15 protein-coding genes and 1 tRNA gene are annotated in these 16,680 nt (G+C 63.5%); 8 read left to right on the top strand and 8 right to left on the bottom strand.

What is annotated here, in order from left to right; translation table 11 throughout:
• Window positions 1-23: 23 nt before the first annotated feature.
• Window positions 24-1,187 carry a D-alanyl-D-alanine carboxypeptidase family protein gene (locus MF134_RS00960; protein WP_255337518.1) on the bottom strand — a complete coding sequence of 388 codons (1,164 nt, stop codon included), beginning with the start codon at window positions 1,185-1,187 and terminating at the stop codon, window positions 24-26.
• Between the two features lie 145 nt (window positions 1,188-1,332).
• Window positions 1,333-2,304, bottom strand: coding sequence for a septal ring lytic transglycosylase RlpA family protein (locus MF134_RS23940; RefSeq protein WP_369695399.1), 972 nt, complete (start codon window positions 2,302-2,304; stop codon window positions 1,333-1,335).
• 602 nt (window positions 2,305-2,906) lie between these two features.
• On the opposite strand from MF134_RS23940, the gene MF134_RS00970 reads away from it, so the two are divergent.
• Window positions 2,907-2,996: transfer RNA gene (locus tag MF134_RS00970), tRNA-Ser, on the top strand.
• A 160-nt stretch (window positions 2,997-3,156) separates the two neighbouring features.
• Here MF134_RS00970 and MF134_RS00975 read toward each other — a convergent pair.
• Window positions 3,157-3,864, bottom strand: a complete 708-nt coding sequence (locus MF134_RS00975) for a GntR family transcriptional regulator (RefSeq protein WP_255337519.1) — start codon at window positions 3,862-3,864, stop codon at window positions 3,157-3,159.
• A 229-nt stretch (window positions 3,865-4,093) separates the two neighbouring features.
• On the opposite strand from MF134_RS00975, the gene MF134_RS00980 reads away from it, so the two are divergent.
• The 5 genes from MF134_RS00980 (at window position 4,094) to MF134_RS01000 (ending at window position 9,927) form a co-directional block, all read left to right on the top strand.
• Window positions 4,094-5,068 (top strand): tripartite tricarboxylate transporter substrate binding protein, encoded by a 975-nt coding sequence (locus MF134_RS00980; RefSeq protein WP_255337520.1) that lies wholly within the window; start codon window positions 4,094-4,096, stop codon window positions 5,066-5,068.
• Window positions 5,069-5,277: 209 nt separating this feature from the next.
• Entirely contained in the window at window positions 5,278-6,819 is a 1,542-nt protein-coding gene (locus MF134_RS00985; RefSeq protein WP_255337521.1) for a tripartite tricarboxylate transporter permease, read from the top strand.
• Window positions 6,806-7,300 carry a tripartite tricarboxylate transporter TctB family protein gene (locus MF134_RS00990; protein WP_255337522.1) on the top strand — a complete coding sequence of 165 codons (495 nt, stop codon included), beginning with the start codon at window positions 6,806-6,808 and terminating at the stop codon, window positions 7,298-7,300. Before MF134_RS00985 ends, MF134_RS00990 begins: the two co-directional genes overlap by 14 nt.
• Before the next feature lie 43 nt (window positions 7,301-7,343).
• The gene (locus tag MF134_RS00995; protein WP_304363582.1) at window positions 7,344-8,420 is read left to right on the top strand and encodes a tartrate dehydrogenase; all 1,077 of its coding nucleotides are present in this window, start codon (window positions 7,344-7,346) and stop codon (window positions 8,418-8,420) included.
• A 337-nt stretch (window positions 8,421-8,757) separates the two neighbouring features.
• Complete coding sequence (locus tag MF134_RS01000) at window positions 8,758-9,927, top strand: mandelate racemase/muconate lactonizing enzyme family protein (RefSeq protein ID WP_255337523.1); 1,170 nt, start codon at window positions 8,758-8,760, stop codon at window positions 9,925-9,927.
• Window positions 9,928-9,991: 64 nt separating this feature from the next.
• Here the strand turns inward: MF134_RS01000 and MF134_RS01005 are convergent, their stop codons facing one another.
• The 5 genes from MF134_RS01005 to MF134_RS01025 all read right to left on the bottom strand — a co-directional run bounded on the left by MF134_RS01005 (window position 9,992) and on the right by MF134_RS01025 (window position 14,572).
• Window positions 9,992-10,555, bottom strand: coding sequence for a Spy/CpxP family protein refolding chaperone (locus MF134_RS01005; RefSeq protein ID WP_255337524.1), 564 nt, complete (start codon window positions 10,553-10,555; stop codon window positions 9,992-9,994).
• A 114-nt stretch (window positions 10,556-10,669) separates the two neighbouring features.
• Window positions 10,670-11,665 (bottom strand): Ldh family oxidoreductase, encoded by a 996-nt coding sequence (locus MF134_RS01010; protein ID WP_255337525.1) that lies wholly within the window; start codon window positions 11,663-11,665, stop codon window positions 10,670-10,672.
• Entirely contained in the window at window positions 11,662-12,597 is a 936-nt protein-coding gene (locus tag MF134_RS01015) for a hydroxyacid dehydrogenase (protein WP_255337526.1), read from the bottom strand. Before MF134_RS01015 ends, MF134_RS01010 begins: the two co-directional genes overlap by 4 nt.
• Window positions 12,598-13,028: 431 nt before the next feature.
• A complete protein-coding gene (locus MF134_RS01020; RefSeq protein WP_255337527.1) occupies window positions 13,029-14,207 on the bottom strand; it encodes a UxaA family hydrolase in 1,179 nt (392 codons plus the stop codon).
• Between the two features lie 74 nt (window positions 14,208-14,281).
• Window positions 14,282-14,572, bottom strand: coding sequence for a UxaA family hydrolase (locus tag MF134_RS01025; protein ID WP_255337528.1), 291 nt, complete (start codon window positions 14,570-14,572; stop codon window positions 14,282-14,284).
• 257 nt (window positions 14,573-14,829) lie between these two features.
• Here MF134_RS01025 and MF134_RS01030 point away from each other — a divergent pair, with 257 nt between their 5' ends.
• Complete coding sequence (locus tag MF134_RS01030) at window positions 14,830-15,555, top strand: GntR family transcriptional regulator (protein ID WP_255337529.1); 726 nt, start codon at window positions 14,830-14,832, stop codon at window positions 15,553-15,555.
• A 91-nt stretch (window positions 15,556-15,646) separates the two neighbouring features.
• Window positions 15,647-16,657: a YeiH family protein gene (locus MF134_RS01035; protein WP_255337530.1), complete on the top strand. Its 1,011-nt coding sequence runs from the start codon at window positions 15,647-15,649 to the stop codon at window positions 16,655-16,657.
• Window positions 16,658-16,680 lie beyond the last annotated feature (23 nt).

The following is a 16,680-nucleotide window of genomic DNA, read 5'->3' on the forward strand; positions in this document are numbered from 1 at the left end:
GAAAAACTCAAATCCGATCCGGTCTAGAATGCCCGCAACCAGCCAAAGGCGAGTTCGCGCATCGCGCCCACGGCACGATCAACGAAATTGCCGTTGCCGACGCTATTGGCCGCAATCAGCGGCTCGCTCAACACCCGCTGGCCATCGACCATGACGTCGAGAGACGCCACCGCGGCCCCCTCCTCCACCGGAGCGGTCAGCGGTCCTTCATAGCGGATCTGCCCCGTGACGCCTGCATCGTCGCTTTTGGGAAGGAGTGCCGAGATCGGCTTCGGGGCCCGGAGCGGGACGGTACCCGTTTCCCCACCGAACACGTCCGCCCAACCGACACGATCGCCCTCGGCGTAGAGCTTTCGCGTCGCGAACGACGAGTCGGCCCAATCGAGCAGTCGACGCGCTTCATCGGCACGGTCGCGAGAAGTCTCGAGCCCGCTCATCGCCAGATAGGTCACGCGTCCGTTGCGGTTGGTGACGCCCAGAAGCGCATAGCCCGACGCTTCCGTGTAGCCCGTACCCAGACCGTCCGCCCCGATGTCCATCTGCAGCAAGGGATTGCGATTGCGCTGAAAGATCTTGTTCCAAGTGAAGTTCGGCTCGGAATAGAGGGCGTAGAGATCGGCGTGCTCGTTGCGGATATGCCGGGCCAACGCCACCAGATCCCGGACGGTCACATACTGTCCGTCGGCGGGCAGGCCCGTCGGATTGACAAACCGGCTGTCGTTCAGTCCGAGTTCTGCGGCCCGCTCGTTCATCAAGGCCGCGAACGCCTCTTCCGAACCCGCGATCCCCTCCGCAAGCGCGATGCAGGCGTCATTGGCCGATTGGATGATCGCACCGCGGATGAGATTGCCCACCGAGACCGTCGATTTGACGTCCGCAAACATCGTGGACGACCCGGAAGGAGCACCACCGGTCCGCCAGGCGTGAACGCTGATCGGATATTCCGTATCGAGGCTGATTCGCCCCGCCTCGATCGCCTCGAAGACCACTTCCATGGTCATCATCTTGGCCAGCGATGCCGGCGGGAACGGCTGATCGGGGTTCTTCTGCAGGAGGACGGTTCCGGACTCGCCGTCGATGAGAAGCGCCTGGCTCGCCTCCGTTTTGACCGTGTTCTGGTCTTCGTCTTCCTGCGCGTGAGCGGACAGGTTCGAAATCGCCAGTCCGACGAGCACCGCGATGGCCAACAGGCCGGATCGTGCTGGGTGAGCAGTGGTTATCATCATTGCATCGGAGCGAAAAACCGGATCCATGTCCTCGACACATCCAGTTATCGTCCCGAGCCATGAGGGCGCAAGTCGCCGACGGTGCTGAGGTCGATCTGAAGCGGCTTCAGTCCCGCAGGACGAAAGCGTCTTCCGCGCCAACCTGCCACAGCCGGCTCAGAAGCATGTCCGCGTCATTGTCGTTGTCGACCATAAACTTGACCGTCTGACCGCCGAGGTCCGGGGCGGGTTCGACGACGAGGTGCCCCTGACCGCGAGTCACGCTGCGGACCCGCTCCAGCAGGTGATCGTCGACCAGTCCGACCGCAATGGTCTCACCGGTGGAACCAACCGACATGGTTTGCAGGGCCGATGCAGCGCCACTCTCTGCTTGGGTCGCAGCGGCATAGGAATTTACGAACAGGGATGCACCAAACCAACCCTTCGCGCCCGAACGACCGCTTCCGCCGTCATCCTCGGCGCCATTGGCCCGCACGCCCGGCAGCTCCTCGCCATAGGCCATCGCCATGCCCCCGACGCCTGCGCCACGATCGGTCTCGACGCTGGCGACCATGACCTGATCCGGCGTCATCGACGCCGAACCGTCACCCGGCTCGAAGCTCGCCATCAGCATCTTGGTGTCGTCGCCTTCGAGCGGCGCCCGTCCGACATATTCGACCTTGACGTCGGCCGTGCCCGCGGACTTGAAGCCGAGAAGTTCCGCTGCCTGAGCCGACAGATCGATCTCGCGACCATGGGCGAACGGCCCGCGGTCGTTGATGCGCACCATCAGCCGGTTGCCGTTCTTCAGATTGGTGACGGTCGCGTAGGACGGCAGCGGAAAGGTCTTGTGGGCGGCCGACAGGCCGTACATGTCGTAGACCTCGCCGTTCGCCGTCAGTCGGCCATGGAAATTCGGCCCGTACCAGGACGCCTGGCCTGTCTTGACATAGCCCGGCTGGTCCTTGGGATAGTACCACTTGCCCTTGACCTTGTAGGGCTTGCCCACATGCGAACGCCCGCCCCCTTTGGGAACGCGCTTGCTCTTCGTCACGCGCGGGCTGGCCGGCACACCGTAGCTGCGGCTGTCGAATTTCACGTCGGTGCTGATGTCGGCCAGGTCTTCGACGGGCGAACCCGATCCCTGGCATCCCCCCAAAGCAACCGATGCGGCAAGCACGGTTCCGCAAAGCCCGGCTTGTCGCCGGCTCAGATTCCAGCCCATCGTTTTCGACGCCCCCGCCAAACCCCAAATTTATCGTCCATGACACGGCGTCCCCACGCCGATCACGTCGTTGAAATCATCATGTAACAAAGGGAGACCAAGAGGCAATCGCCTGATTTTCAGGCATCAGCGCCCTTCAGAAGAGGTACGGCGCTTGACTGTTGCACCGCGGTGACTCGGTGGATCGATAACGAAAACGGTTGCGTTCGGGATGAGCCGGGCACCCATGGCCGCCAGAGGCTTGATTCACGCGGCCTTATCCCCAACCTGTACGATCACGGAGCCGCGCCTCACTCTCATGAACTATGGCAAGACCATGGCTTTGCCCTGTTATGGCCATATTTCGCGCCCTGCAGCTTGGTTAATCGCGCCAGTTCACAAATTGTTTCATCAGTAGTTTCACCCGTCCGCGCCTTGCCCACGGTCCACCCTCGCTTGCGTGAAACGGTCCCTCCAGCTATGGCAGGCACCGGTACGGATGGGTGGCCGAGCGGTTTAAGGCACCGGTCTTGAAAACCGGCGAAGGTGAGAGCCTTCCGTGGGTTCGAATCCCACCCCATCCGCCATCAATTATGTGTCCGGCCCGGTATCTATGGCCCAGTCCCCCGAGAAGGCCGACAGGCTTCTTGCGTGCCGCGACAGACGGACACAAGCAACGGTTTGACCCCACCATTCCGCCAATCGGAGCATCGATCGGGCGGGATCGGGACCCCCTCGCCGCTTTCCTCACAAATGCCGCATGTCATAGCGTTCGAGCACGTCCACGATGAGGTCGCGTGCCTTGATCTTGTGGTCCTGCGCCGCCTGGCAGGCGGCGGCGGCGTCGCCGTTTCGCAGACCGTCGATGATCGCCTGGTGCTCGACGACCGACTGCGTGGGCTTCGAGCGCAGCTTCAGGGTGAGGCGGCGGGCCCGGTAGGACTGATCGATATTCACCTTGGCGATGCGCTCGAGCCGCCCGTTGCCGGCGGCCTCCACCAGGAGAGCATGAAACGCGGCGTCGTGGTCGGCCCACTGGCCCAGATCGTCGCGGGAAAGCGCTTCGGCGACCTTGGCATTCTCCGCTTCCAGTCGCCGGCAGATGGTTTCGCGCTCGGCTTCCGGCCGTTCGCAGATCAGGACGGCCGCCATGCCTTCCAGAGCGATGATGACATCGTAGACTTCCCGCATATCGACCGGTGACAGCGCACTGATGATGACCCCGCGCTTCGCCCGAAGCTCGACCATCCCCTCGCCCTGCAGCTGGATGATCGCCTGATGGACGGGCGTGCGGCTCATGCCGAGGCGCTCGGCGATCTCCAGTTCCGAGCCCTGAAAACCCGGTGGAAACACGCCGTTGCGGATCGCGTCCTTGATGGCCGTGTAGGCGGCTTCGACGAGGGTCGCGCGGCGTTCGTCGGTTCTGGCGTCGAACACGAGTGAAGCATGCGGCATGACCGGCTTTCCTCCCAATCCGGTCATGCTAACGAGGCTCGGCAGCGGGTTCAAGGCAAAGACGCATCGATGCTTGCATGCAACGAAGAACGCATCATCATTGACAGGGAGCCGTCCGATGGTCCCTAATGATGGGAAGGCTCGTCTGTCTGCCAAGTGTGCGGATGGGGTGGATCAGGAGTGAGGAGATCCGCCCGGGGCCCCGACCAGCAACGGGAGGTATTTTTCCATGAAACTGACGACACTTCTGTCGACCGCCGCGCTGACGCTGGCGCTGTCCGCCGGCGCCGTCCACGCGCAGGACTCGTCCGGCGCAGGCGACTATCCGAGCAAGCCGATCAACTACATCATTCCGTTCAACGCCGGTGGCGAGTCGGACGTGGCGGCGCGCTTCCAGCAGCCGTACCTCGAAGAGGTGGCGGGCCAGAACGTGGTCATCCAGTACATTGCCGGTGCCGGCGGCGCCCAGGCCTGGTCGCAGCTGAACGGCATGGAAGCCGATGGCTACACCATCATGGGCTCGAACCTGCCGCACATCATCCTGCAGCCCATGGCCCAGGACGTCGGCTATCAGACCGACGACATCAAGAATGTTTATTTCTTCCAGTACACGCCCGACGCTCTGCTCGTGCCGGCGGACAGCCAGTTCGAGACGCTGGAGGACTTCGTCAATCACGCCAAGGAAAACCCCGGCGCGGTGACCATCGCCGGCTCGGCGACCAACTCCGCAAACCACGTCGCCCAGACCCGCTTCAACGATCTGGCCGAGGTGAACACGACCTACATCCCCTTCTCCGGGACGAGCCCGACGATGACGGCGCTCCTCGGCAGTCAGGTGATGGGCGCGTTCAGCTACACCACCGCCGCGCTCAATCAGGGTGACGCCGTGCGCGTGCTGGCGATCGCCGCCGAAGAGCGCGTCCCGGCCTTCCCGGACGTGCCGACCTTCAAGGAACTCGGCTATGACATGGTGGGCGGCGCCTATCGCGGTGTCGCGGTGCCAACCGATACGCCGGAAGCCGTGCAGCAGAAGCTCTCGGACATGCTCGGCGAGGTGAACGCCAATGAGGAGTTCCAGAAGAAGATGGAGGATGCGGGCTTCGTCGTGATCTCCGTGCCTCTCTCCGAAGTGCCGGACTTCATGGCCGAGCGCCGTCAGGCCTATGAGGACGTCGCCGGGCTGATGGGCATCGAGATGAAGTGATGCCGTTGCTTTAACAGCAAGCTGCCAACACCGATCGCCGCCCTTTTTGCGAGGGCGGCGATCGCGACTTGAGCGATCGAAGCCGGTTCTTGTGCACGGCGAGGCGTCGTGCTCCCTTCCGCAGAACGCCAGTGAGCGGCAAGCGGGACGTCCGCGAAGAACCCGCAACCGAAAGCTTTCCGCTCCCCACCCACTGCAGCGGTCTCCCGATGGAAAAGCTTGTCTATCTCTTCGACGCCCTGAGCGTGATGAACCTCGTTCTCGCGCTGGGCGGCGTCGTCGCCGGCATTCTGATCGGCGCCCTGCCCGGCCTGTCGGCCACCATGGCGGTTGCCGTGCTCGTCCCCTTCACTTTCACCATGGATCCGGCGTCCGGCCTGATCGTTCTCGGTGCGATCTATACCGGCGCGATCTATGGCGGCTCCTACTCGGCGATCCTGGTCAATGCGCCGGGTACGCCGTCGGCCATCGCGACGACCTTCGACGGCTTCCCCATGGCCAAGCGGGGCGACGGCGCGCTCGCCGTCTCGCTGGCGACGCTGGCCTCGGTCGTCGGCGGCCTCGTCGGCGCCCTGATGCTGATGTTCCTCGCGCCACCGCTGGCCCAGGTCGCGCTCGCCTTTGGACCGCCGGAATATTTCTGGCTCGCCGTCTTCGGCCTGACGCTGATCTCGGCGCTGTCGGTCGGCAATCTCTTGAAGGGTCTGATCGGCGCCTGTTTCGGGCTGCTCCTGTCGATGATCGGCATTGCCGTCGTGGGCGCCGACGTGCGCTTCACTTTCGGCAGCCAGATGCTGGTCGGCGGGATCGACATCGTTGCGGGCCTGATCGGGCTCTACTGCATCCCCGTCCTGATCGACCTCGTCGCGACGCGCGATCCGCATCTGAAGGTCGAGAGCGACTCCTCCGGGTTCCGGCTCGGCGAATCCTTCGCCATCGTTATGCGCCAGAAGGTCAACATGATCCGCAGCGCCGTGATCGGCACGGTGGTCGGTATCCTGCCCGGCGCCGGCGGTTCGGTGGCGAGCCTCGTCTCCTATTCCGAGGCGCGGCGCTCCTCGAAGACGCCTGAGAATTTCGGCAAGGGCGAGCCGGGCGGCATCATCGCGACGGAAGCGGCGAACAACGCGACGGTCGGTGGCGGCTTCATCCCGACCCTCGTCCTCGGCATTCCCGGCACGCCGCCCGACGCCGTCATTCTCGGCGCGCTTCTCGTCCAGGGCATCAAGATCGGACCCCAGCTTTTCCAGTCACAGGGCTCGATCGTCTACACCTTCATCTTCGGGCTGCTCATCGGCACTCTTTTGATGCTGCCGGTCGGCCTCGTCGTCGGCCGCTACGCCTACAAGAGCATCGTCGCGATCCCGAAGTCGGCCCTTGTTCCGACCATCGCCTTCCTGACCGTGATCGGCAGCTTCGCGATCCACAACAATCTGCACGACACGGCGGTGATGCTGACGCTCGGCGTCATCGGCTGGGTCCTGAACCGGGCGGGCTTCACCCCCTCGCCGATCGTGCTCGGCCTCGTCCTGGGGCAGATCGCCGAACAGGGTTTCGTGCAGGCCTATCTGATCGGGAATGCGCAAGGAAACGTTCTCGGTCAGTTCTTCGGCCGACCGATTTCGCTGGCGATTGCCGTCTTCGCGATCCTCACCCTCTTCTATCCGCTGATCGCCAAGGCGATTGGCGCGGCGAGGGCTCGCAAATCCGAAACCGACACCACCGTGGAGAGCCGCGATGCAGATGCTTAGAAGCGTTCACGACCCGGTCGGCACGGCGACGGCCGTCGGCTTTGCCGTTCTCGGTGTCCTGCTGATCTTCCAGTCCCAGCGGATGAGCGCCATGGGATCGGTGTTCCCGATCACCATCTCTGCGGCGATGACGCTGCTCGCACTCGTCCTCGTGATCCGCAACGTCGTCCTGGGGCTGCGCGGCATCACGCCGAAGCCCGCCTCCGGCGGCGGCGAGGGAGGCGTCTCGGGCGGATCGAACCTGCGCCGCGCCCTGTTCGTGGCACTGATGGCCGCCTGGATCGCGCTTCTGCCAATCCTCGGCTTCTATGTCGCCAGCGTCATCGCCTTCTTCGCGATCATGATCGTCGCCACCCATGAGCGGCTCAGCCCCATGCAGATCGCCATTTTGATCGCGCTGGGCTTCGCCATTCTCACCGGCTTCTATCTGCTGATGGCAAACGTCCTTCTCATCCCGATGCCGCGCGGCCTGTTCTTCTGATTGCCGCCCCATCGTCCAAATCTCTCAACGGAGCAGCCCGTCCATGTCGATCACCAATGCCCTCAAGATCGCGACCATTCCCGGTGACGGCATCGGCCAGGAGGTCGTGCCGGAAGGCATGCGCGTCCTCGAGGCAGTCGGCCGCAAGTTCGACATCGCCTTCCAGTTCGACGAAGTCGACTGGAGCTGCGAGACTTACAAGAAGACCGGCCGGATGATGCCGGAAGACGGGCTCGAGCAGTTCAAGAAGCATGATGCGGTGTTTCTCGGCGCCGTCGGCTGGCCGGACGTGCCGGACCATGTCTCGCTCTGGGGCCTGCTCATCCCGATCCGCCGCGAGTTCCACCAATATGTGAACCTGCGCCCGGTCCGGCTCCTGAAAGGCACGACGAGCCCGCTCGCTGGCCGCGGCCCGGAAGACATCGACTTCTACGTCGTGCGCGAAAACGTCGAGGGGGAATACTCCGAGGCTGGCGGAAGGCTCTATCGTGGCACGGAGGACGAGATCGCCATCCAGGAGGCGATCTTCACCCGCCGCGGCGTCGACCGTGTGCTCCGTTACGCTTTCGAACTGGCCCGCACACGCAAGCGCAAGCACGTCACCTCGGCCACCAAGTCGAACGGCATCGTCCACACGATGCCGTTCTGGGACGAGCGCTTCAAGGCAGTGAAGGCCGACTATCCGGATATCGACACGAGCCAGTACCACATCGACATTCTGACCGCGCATTTCGTCCAGCATCCTGACTGGTTTGACGTGGTGGTGGGCTCGAACCTCTTCGGCGACATTCTCTCCGACCTGGGCCCCGCCGTCGCCGGCTCGATCGGCATCGCGCCCTCGGCGAACATCAACCCGGAAGGGGATTTCCCCTCGATGTTCGAGCCGGTTCACGGCTCGGCACCGGATATCGCTGGTCAGGGCATCGCCAATCCGATCGGCCAGATCTGGTCGGCGGCGATGATGCTCGATCATCTCGGACACCCTCAGGCTGCACAGGCGGTGATCGAGGCGATGGAAGAGGTGATCGCCGATCCTGCGTCGCGCACCAAGGACATGGGCGGCAAGGCGAACACCAAGGAATGCGGTGAGGCGATTGCGAGTGTGATTGCGTCGAAATAGGCCGAGTCGGGAGGAATTGCGCAAACGACTGATTTTGAAAGCATTCCCTCTCCACCCCGTCATCCTCGGGCTTGTCCCGAGGATCTACTGAGAGATGGTCGTAGGACTGTCCGTGGGAGGACGAATGTCCCCGAAGGTTCTGGTGCAACACCGGCAGTAGATCCTCGGGACAAGCCCGAGGATGACGACGTTTCAATGGGTTAAGCGAAATGGTCATCCACTTGATACGGTGGAATCGCTCTGCCGCTCCAATGCCCAGGTGAGATGTCCAGTAGCTTAGAGAAGCACCCAGCGTTCGAACCGCGCCGAGACCACAAACAGGTTACGAGGAAACCCCATGCGCATTACCGAAATCCGCGAGAAGACGGTCTCGATCGCAAGCCCGATCGCCAATGCCTTCATCGACTTTTCCAAGATGACCTGCTCGGTGGTGGCCGTCGTTACCGATCAGATGCGCGACGGCAAGCCCGTCATCGGCTTCGGCTTCAATTCCAATGGCCGTTACGGCCAGGGCTCCTTGATGCGCGAGCGCTTCATTCCGCGTCTGATGGAGGCTGATCCGGCCTCGCTGATCGACGAGGCAAACGACAATCTTGATCCCTTCGCCATCTGGCGGACCATGATGACGAATGAGAAGCCCGGCGGCCATGGCGAGCGCTCGGTCGCCGTCGGCACGATCGACATGGCGGTGTGGGATGCCGTCGCCAAGATCGCCGGCAAGCCGCTCTATCGCCTTCTCGCCGAGCGCTATCGTGACGGGCAGGCGGATGAGAGCGTGTGGGTCTATGCGGCTGGCGGCTATTACCATCCCGGCAAGGAGATCGAGGGCCTGAAGGACGAGATGAAGTCCTATCGCGACCGGGGCTACCGGGTCTGCAAGATGAAGATCGGCCTCGCTCCTCTGGCCGATGATCTGAAGCGAATCGAGGCGGCCCTCGAAATCGTCGGCGAAGGACAGAATCTCTGTGTCGACGCCAATGGCCGGTTCAATCTTGAAACCGCCCTCGCCTACGCCGAAGCGCTCGAGCGCTATGACCTCTACTGGTACGAGGAAGCGGGCGATCCGCTGGATTATGCGCTGCAGGCTGAGCTCTCAAGCCGCTATTCCGGCCGCATGGCAACGGGTGAAAACCTGTTCTCGATGCAGGATGCGCGCAATCTCATCCGCTATGGCGGCATGAATGCCGAAAAGGACATCGTCCAGTTCGACTGCGCGCTTTCCTACGGTCTCGTCGAATATATGCGTACGCTCGACATGATGGCCGAAAACGGCTGGTCCTCGCGACGCGTCGTGCCCCATGGTGGCCACCAGATGTCCCTGAACATTGCCGCCGGCCTGCATCTCGGCGGCAATGAGAGCTACCCGGACGTCTTCCAGCCCTTCGGCGGCTTCGCCGACACGGTCGAGGTCAAGGACAGCCAGGTCGGCTTGCCGGACGTGCCGGGTGTGGGATTCGAGGCGAAGTCGGCGCTTTATGCTTTGTTCAAGCGGGAATTGATGGACTGAGAGCGCGAAGTCGAGATGCGGAATGGGAGGCAAACAGGACTTCTGATCCCGTCTTGCGCTCTGCTCAATGCGCGTGGGAACCGCTTCCGTGCTGAGAGCCATTGGAAGGCCCGTCGTAACCACGCAGCTTCGCGTAAATTCTCATCTGGTGCGGTGTCAGAAATTCCGTCATTTCGATATGATAGCGCAGATGCGCGGCGCGCAGTTCGCCCTGGGTCTCGCCGATCAAGGCGGTCGCGTTCGACAACGACGTCGGGTCGGCCGTTTTCTCGGCAAACATTCGATCGAGTGCTTCTTCCTGACTGATCAGTTCCATGCCGAGAGGGATGGTTTCGGCCTCCATCGAGGCGAAGAGAGCTTCGGTTTTGTCCTTCTGATCCTCCGTCAAACCAAGCTTTTCTGCAAAATCGAGGACGTGACGCGGACCCGGGTAACCGTTCAATTCGGCAGGCAGGGCGAAACCCATGCCACGACCAGCCCGAAGATCAGCAATCTCTTCATCTGAAAGAGCCTTGATCGCCCTCGACTGAATGTCCGCATAGGGTTGCTGCGCATCGACGGTCTGAGCCGAGATGCATTGCGGCAGGCTGATCATTGCGGCGACGCCCGCGAGCCAAAAACGGATCATCAAGGCCTCCTCTTGAGGTGCGGTCTTGATTTTCCGCCCTCCACTGCGAGGGCGCAAGGACCGACAAATCAAACCTGAATCACGGTCGCCTGTTCAAGAGAGGAGGTCGGTCCGTCACACCCCCTCGATCATCGCCATCACATCATCCTCGATCGTCAGTCCCCTGGTCGCCGCATCCTGGCGCAATTTCCGCCCACGCGCGCCGGGAAGGCGTGTCTCCGGCTCTTCTGCAATGGCCTGTGCCAAGACGCCGAGCCGCGTCAGAGCGTCGGGGCCACCCATGGCTTTCGGATCGATCACCAGCATGAACTGTCCGAGGCGCGGCGGGGGGCCCTTGTCGTCGAAGAGCGATGAAGCTTCGGAGGCATAGTTCGCGCCGGTTAGACCGGCCGAGAGCATCTCGACCATCATGGCAAGCGCCGCGCCCTTGGCATCCCCCATCGGCACCATGGTGCCTTCCATGGCGGCGTTGGCGTCAGTCGTGGGATTGCCGTCCTTGTCGAGCGCCCAGCCCTCGGGGATTGCCGCGCCCTTCTGCCTGGCCGCCATCACCTTGCCACGCGCGACCTTGGAGAGCGACAGGTCGATGACGATCGGGTCTGCATCCGGCAAAGGCGCCGCGAAGGCGATCGGGTTCGTGCCGAAGAGAGGGCGCTTGCCGCCCCAGGCCGCCATGGCGCCCGGCGAGTTCGCCATCATCATCGCGACGAGGCCCGCCTCCGCAAAGCGCTCGACGGTCAGCCCCAGAACGCCGGCGTGATGCGAGTTTCGGACCGCCCCGATCGCAACGCCCGTTTCTGCGACGATGTCCTTGAGCGCTTCGATCGCGAGATCGAAGGCCGGATAGGCGAAGCCCTCGGCGGCATCGACACGGAGGACACCGGGCTTCACCCGATCGAGACCCGGTGTCGCGTGACCGTCGACCTTCTTTGCCTTCGCCTGTGCGCTGTAGGCCGGAACACGGCGGAGCCCATGACCGCCCTGCCCGGCCGCTTCCGCCGCGACCAGCGCACGGGCGACAGAGGCCGCCTGTGCGGGACCGGTCTCGGCGCGCTGAAACGCTTCCGCGACCAGGCGTTCGGCGTCTTCGATCGACAGCGTGGTGGTCATGCGGTCTCCTTGGCGAGATGGGCGAGAACATTGTCGGCGGTGACGGCGCTGACGCGCACGTTCGATTCCTTGGTCACCCCGGCGATATGGGGCGTCAGGATGAGATTGGGCACGCCCTCGAAAATGCGGCCGGCTTCCGCAGTCAGCGGCTCGCTCTCGAAGACGTCCAGTGCAGCGCCGCCGATCCGGCCTTGCTTGAGTGCGACCGCCAGCGCCGGTTCGTCGACGACGCCGCCACGGGCCGAATTGACGAGGATCGCGCCGGACTTCATGGCGTCGATCGCCGACGCGTCGATGAGATGGCGCGTCTTGTCGGTCAGCGGAACGTGCAGACTGAGGACGTCCGAGGAAGCGAGCAGTTCTTCGAGGGTCATCCGCGTGACGCTCTTCCAGGCGGGATCGTCCTCGGGCAGGAACGGGTCGAACGCCGCGATGGAGAATCCGAAAGCGCGGGCGCGCTCGGCGGTCTGCCGGGCGATCGAGCCGAAGCCGACGAGGCCGAGCTGGCGGCCCATGCCCTCGCCGCCGATCAACGCCTGACGCGGCCACTTCCCGGCAATCACGTCTGCCGTCGCGGCGTAGGCGGGGCGAAGAAGCGTCAGCGCCGCCGTCATCACATACTCGGCGACGGCAACGTCATTGGCACCGGTCGCGGGATAGACGGTGACGCCGCGTGCTTCGCAGGCGAGCAGATCGATATTGTCGAGGCCGACACCGAGACGACCGACGCAGGCGAGCTTCGGTGCAGCCGACAGCAGCGCGTCCGTCACCCGGGTCCGGTTTCTGACGACAAGCGCGCGCGCCTCACCGAGCGCGGTCGCAAGTGCGTCCGGATTGTCGACGAGTTCGGGATCATACTGGGTATCGTGGCGTTCGCGCAGCCGATCGACCGCCGCGTCGTCCATGAATTCGGAAATGACGATGTCGGCCACTGGCGATACTCCTGTTGCGGTACGCAATAAAATCGGTGTTCAGTTTGTTCAGAATGGAGCGGACGGGCCCGTCATCCCTCGTGGCTCCCTGCGCCCGTTCCGCAGGCCAGAGTTCGCCTCATCACGAGGCGAAGCTACCCAACAAATCCTCGCCCCCGTCCGGTAGGAAGAGGGCGAACGCCTTGGCGATCGTCAGCCTGGCGTCATACCGGCCTTGAGCCGGAGTCCATGGGAAATCTCTTCGGCCTCGCCACCGATTCAGGACGTCCGCCCTTTCCTGAAGGTGTACCGTGCTGCGGTTTTCGAGGGGCGCGGCATGGATCCCGGCTCGAGGCCGGGATGACGATCTGCGATGTGGTCGGCGCCTTGTCGCCCGGCAATCGTGGTGGTTGCCAGGACGGTGAAGCCGCCCTGACAACCGCTGTCCATGATTACGCGCTGCGATAGAGCTTGGTCATGACGAATTCGCGGTGACCCAGGGATTCCGCGGCGGTCATGCGGCCGTTGGCGGTGCGCATGATGTTGTCGATCAGAGCGTCGCCCGCCTGGTCGATGGTCATGTCGCGGCGCAGGATGCCGGTCACGTCCACGTCGATATGCTCGGACATCGTGCGGAGGGTGCGCGGGTTGGCCGAGATCTTGATGACCGGGACGATCGGGTTGCCGATGACGTTGCCCTGGCCGGTCGGGAAGGTGTGGATCACATAGCCCGCCGCCGCCATCAGGGTCACGCATTCGGCCGCCGCCGAGGAGGTGTCCATGAAGTAGAGTCCATTGCCCTTCTGCGGCGCTTCGGCCGGGTCCAGGATGTCGATGAACTTGCACTCGCGCCCGATCTTCTCGAGATTGCCGAGCGCCTTTTCCTCGATGGTCGTCAGGCCGCCCTCGATATTGCCCTTGGTCGGCTGCGACTCGGACAGATCGTTCGTCGCATGGGCGAAGATCACGTCGTCCTGATAGGCCTTCCACATCTTGTACCAGCGCTCGCCGGTTTCCTCGTCCGCCGCCCGGGTCTTGCAGATATGCTCGGCGCCGGTGATCTCGGACGTTTCGCCGAAGACGCCGTAGATACCTTCCGGGATCAGCTTGTCGTACATGTTGCCGACCGTCGGGCACGAGCCGAGGCCCGTCGTGGTGTCGGATTCACCGCACTTGGTGGAAACCCACAACTCGGAAACGTCGCACTCGGTCTTCTGCACCTCGGTGGCCCACTGGACGAATTCCTTCGCCTTGCGCGAGACGTTCATGATCGTCTTCAGATCGCCATTCTGCTCGATCGAGAAGGCGGCGACCGGCTTGCCGGTCTCGGCGATGCCGTCGGCGATCTTCTGGGTCCAGCCGGGCTCGATGCCGACGACGATGCAGGCGGCGACGTTCGGGTTGGAGCCCGTGCCGATCATCGTGCGGAAATGCAGGTCGAGATCGGCGCCGAACTGGAGCCGGCCATAGGCATGGGGCAGCGCGATCGTGCCCTTGATGTTGTTGGCGACGGCCTCGCAGCAGGCGTTCGAGATGTCGTCCACCGGCAGGATGACTACATGATTGCGAACGCCCACCCGGCCGTTCTCGCGCCGGTAGCCCATGAATTTGCGATTGGTGTTGATCGGCATGACGGTGCCTCCTCTTCAGGCGAATCTAAGGGGCTCGACCGCGCGCCGGCTGAAGCCGGCCCGCGCGGGAGCGCTTACCAGCGGTTGGTCTTGAGGTTGTGGACGTGGACGTGGCCGCCCTTCTTCACATCCGCCTTGAAGCGGCCGATGTCTTCGCCGTACTTGATTGCCGTGTCGCCCGACGACAGGTCCGTCAGCGCCACTTTGTGGCCGATCGGCACATCGTCGTTGCAGACGAGCTTGAAGGACGAATTGTCGGCGGTGACGACGCACAGCATCTCCGTGCCGGCCTTCAGATCCTCGACGACCACGACGCCGACATTGTCCTTGTGTTCGTGGACCAAAAGCTGCGGATTCTCGCTCAATTTATCCTCCTCGCCGGATGGGGGTTGTCGCTCGGGCTGACGGGGGCAAGCGCCCTTGTCGCCGCATGACGTGATCCGGCCGCAAGAGAACTCCGACCGGGCATTTGACCAGCGGCGCCGCTCTTGGCTTTGCCGGCAATCTTGTATAAGATATAAATTATGATTTGGACCCGATGTCAAGCGCGGCCCGGCCCGCTCTCCCCGATAACGCGATCAACGTGGACGGCCGTCTCGGCCTGCCGCACCGGGTGTGCGCGATGAGCGAGACTCGCGCTTCCCCGGCCTTCCGTCCGCTCTATCGGCAGGTGCGCGACCTTCTGGTGCAGCGCCTGATCGACGGCTCTTGGACGCCGGGCATGATGCTCCCGAGCGAGTTTCAACTCGCGGCCGAACTCGGCGTGAGCCAAGGCACCGTTCGCAAAGCGCTGGACGCCATGACGGCCGAGCATCTCCTCATCCGCCGGCAAGGGCGCGGCACCTTCGTCGCTTCGCTCGAAGAGGGGCGGATCCTTTTTCAGTTCTTTCGCCTGATCGCCGATGACGGCACCCGCCTTTTTCCCGAAAGCGACGTCGTCGGCCGCTCGCGAGGCCGGGCCACTGCCGCCGAAAGGCACGCGCTGGCTCTCGAGCCGGCAGCGGAGGTCTGGCGAATCGAGCGGGTTCGACGTCTCGGGGGCCGGAAAGTCATTGTGGAGACGATCGCGCTCCCTGTCGCTCGCTTTCCGGCTCTGGACGACATGAAGACGATCCCGAACAACGTCTACGCGCTCTATTCGGAAGAGTTCGGAATCACGATTGGCAAGGCGATCGAGACGCTGAAGGCCGCCGGCGCAAGACCGGCCGTTGCCGAGCGGCTCGGCTGCGAGACCGGCCAACCCGTTCTGATCATCGATCGCGTGGCACTCTCCCTCGACGGCACCCCTGTCGAATACAGGGTGTCCTCATGCCTGACGGAAGGCTTCCACTACCGATCCGAATTGTAAGGCGCGCCGCGTCACACGGAGACGCGGACACCTCAGCCTCGCGCCGTCTCCCGATTTCCACATTGCTCTGAGTGCCGCAGGAGGTTTGTCCATGTCCGCCCTGTCCTTCCAAACCGCCAAGGATCGGTACTGGCCGCTCTTTCCCGGCATCCTCCTGGCCCTGACGGTGGCTGCCGCCGCGCGTTTCGTCGCGGACCATTACGGCGCCCCGGTCATGCTTTTCGCGCTGCTGATCGGGATGGCGTTCAACTTCCTGGCGGTGGATACGCGCTTCAAGAGCGGGCTGGAATTCTGCTCCAAGAGCCTGCTCCGTGTCGGCATCGTTCTTCTCGGCGCGCGGATCACTGCCGCCGACATCGCTTCGCTCGGGCTTTCCACTTTCGTCACCGTCGTCGGCCTCGTCGCCGCCACGATCGGCGTCGGCTTTATCTGCGGACGGCTGTTCAACAAGGGCTGGCGGTTTTCGCTGCTCACAGGCGGCTCGGTTGCGATCTGCGGCGCTTCCGCCGCCCTCGCCATCGCTTCAGTAATTCCTCATAACGAGAAGACCGAGCGCAACCTTCTCTTCACCGTCGTTTCGGTCACGACCCTCTCGACGATCGCGATGATCGTCTACCCCATCCTGTTCTCGCTCCTCGGCCTGAGTTCCAGCCAGAGCGGCTTCCTGGTGGGCGCGACGATCCACGACGTCGCTCAGGTCGTGGGCGCAGGCTATTCGATCTCCACCGACGTTGGCGACGTCGCGACGATCATCAAGCTGTTGCGCGTGACGCTTCTGCCGGTCGTCCTCGTCGCCATCGTCTTCGCGCTGGCCGGCCAGAAGCGCGCCGATTCCGGCAAAGTGCGGCTGCCGCTCTTCGTCATCGGATTCGCGATCCTGACGATCATCAACAGTTTCGGCCTTCTGCCTGGCTTCGTGGCCAAGCCTGCCGTGGATCTCTCCGGCTGGCTCCTGGTGATCGCGATCTCCGCACTCGGCGTGCGAACCAACATGAAGGACATGCTGCAACTCGGCTGGCGCCATGTCGCAATGGTCGTGACGGAGACGCTGTTCCTGCTGGGACTGGCGCTGGCAGCTGTTCAGGTCGGCATCGCCGGGTAGATCGAAGCGAGGCCTGCGTCAGC

The sequence above is a fragment of the Jiella marina genome, assembly GCF_024359545.1.
Classification (GTDB): Bacteria; Pseudomonadota; Alphaproteobacteria; order Rhizobiales; family Rhizobiaceae; genus Jiella.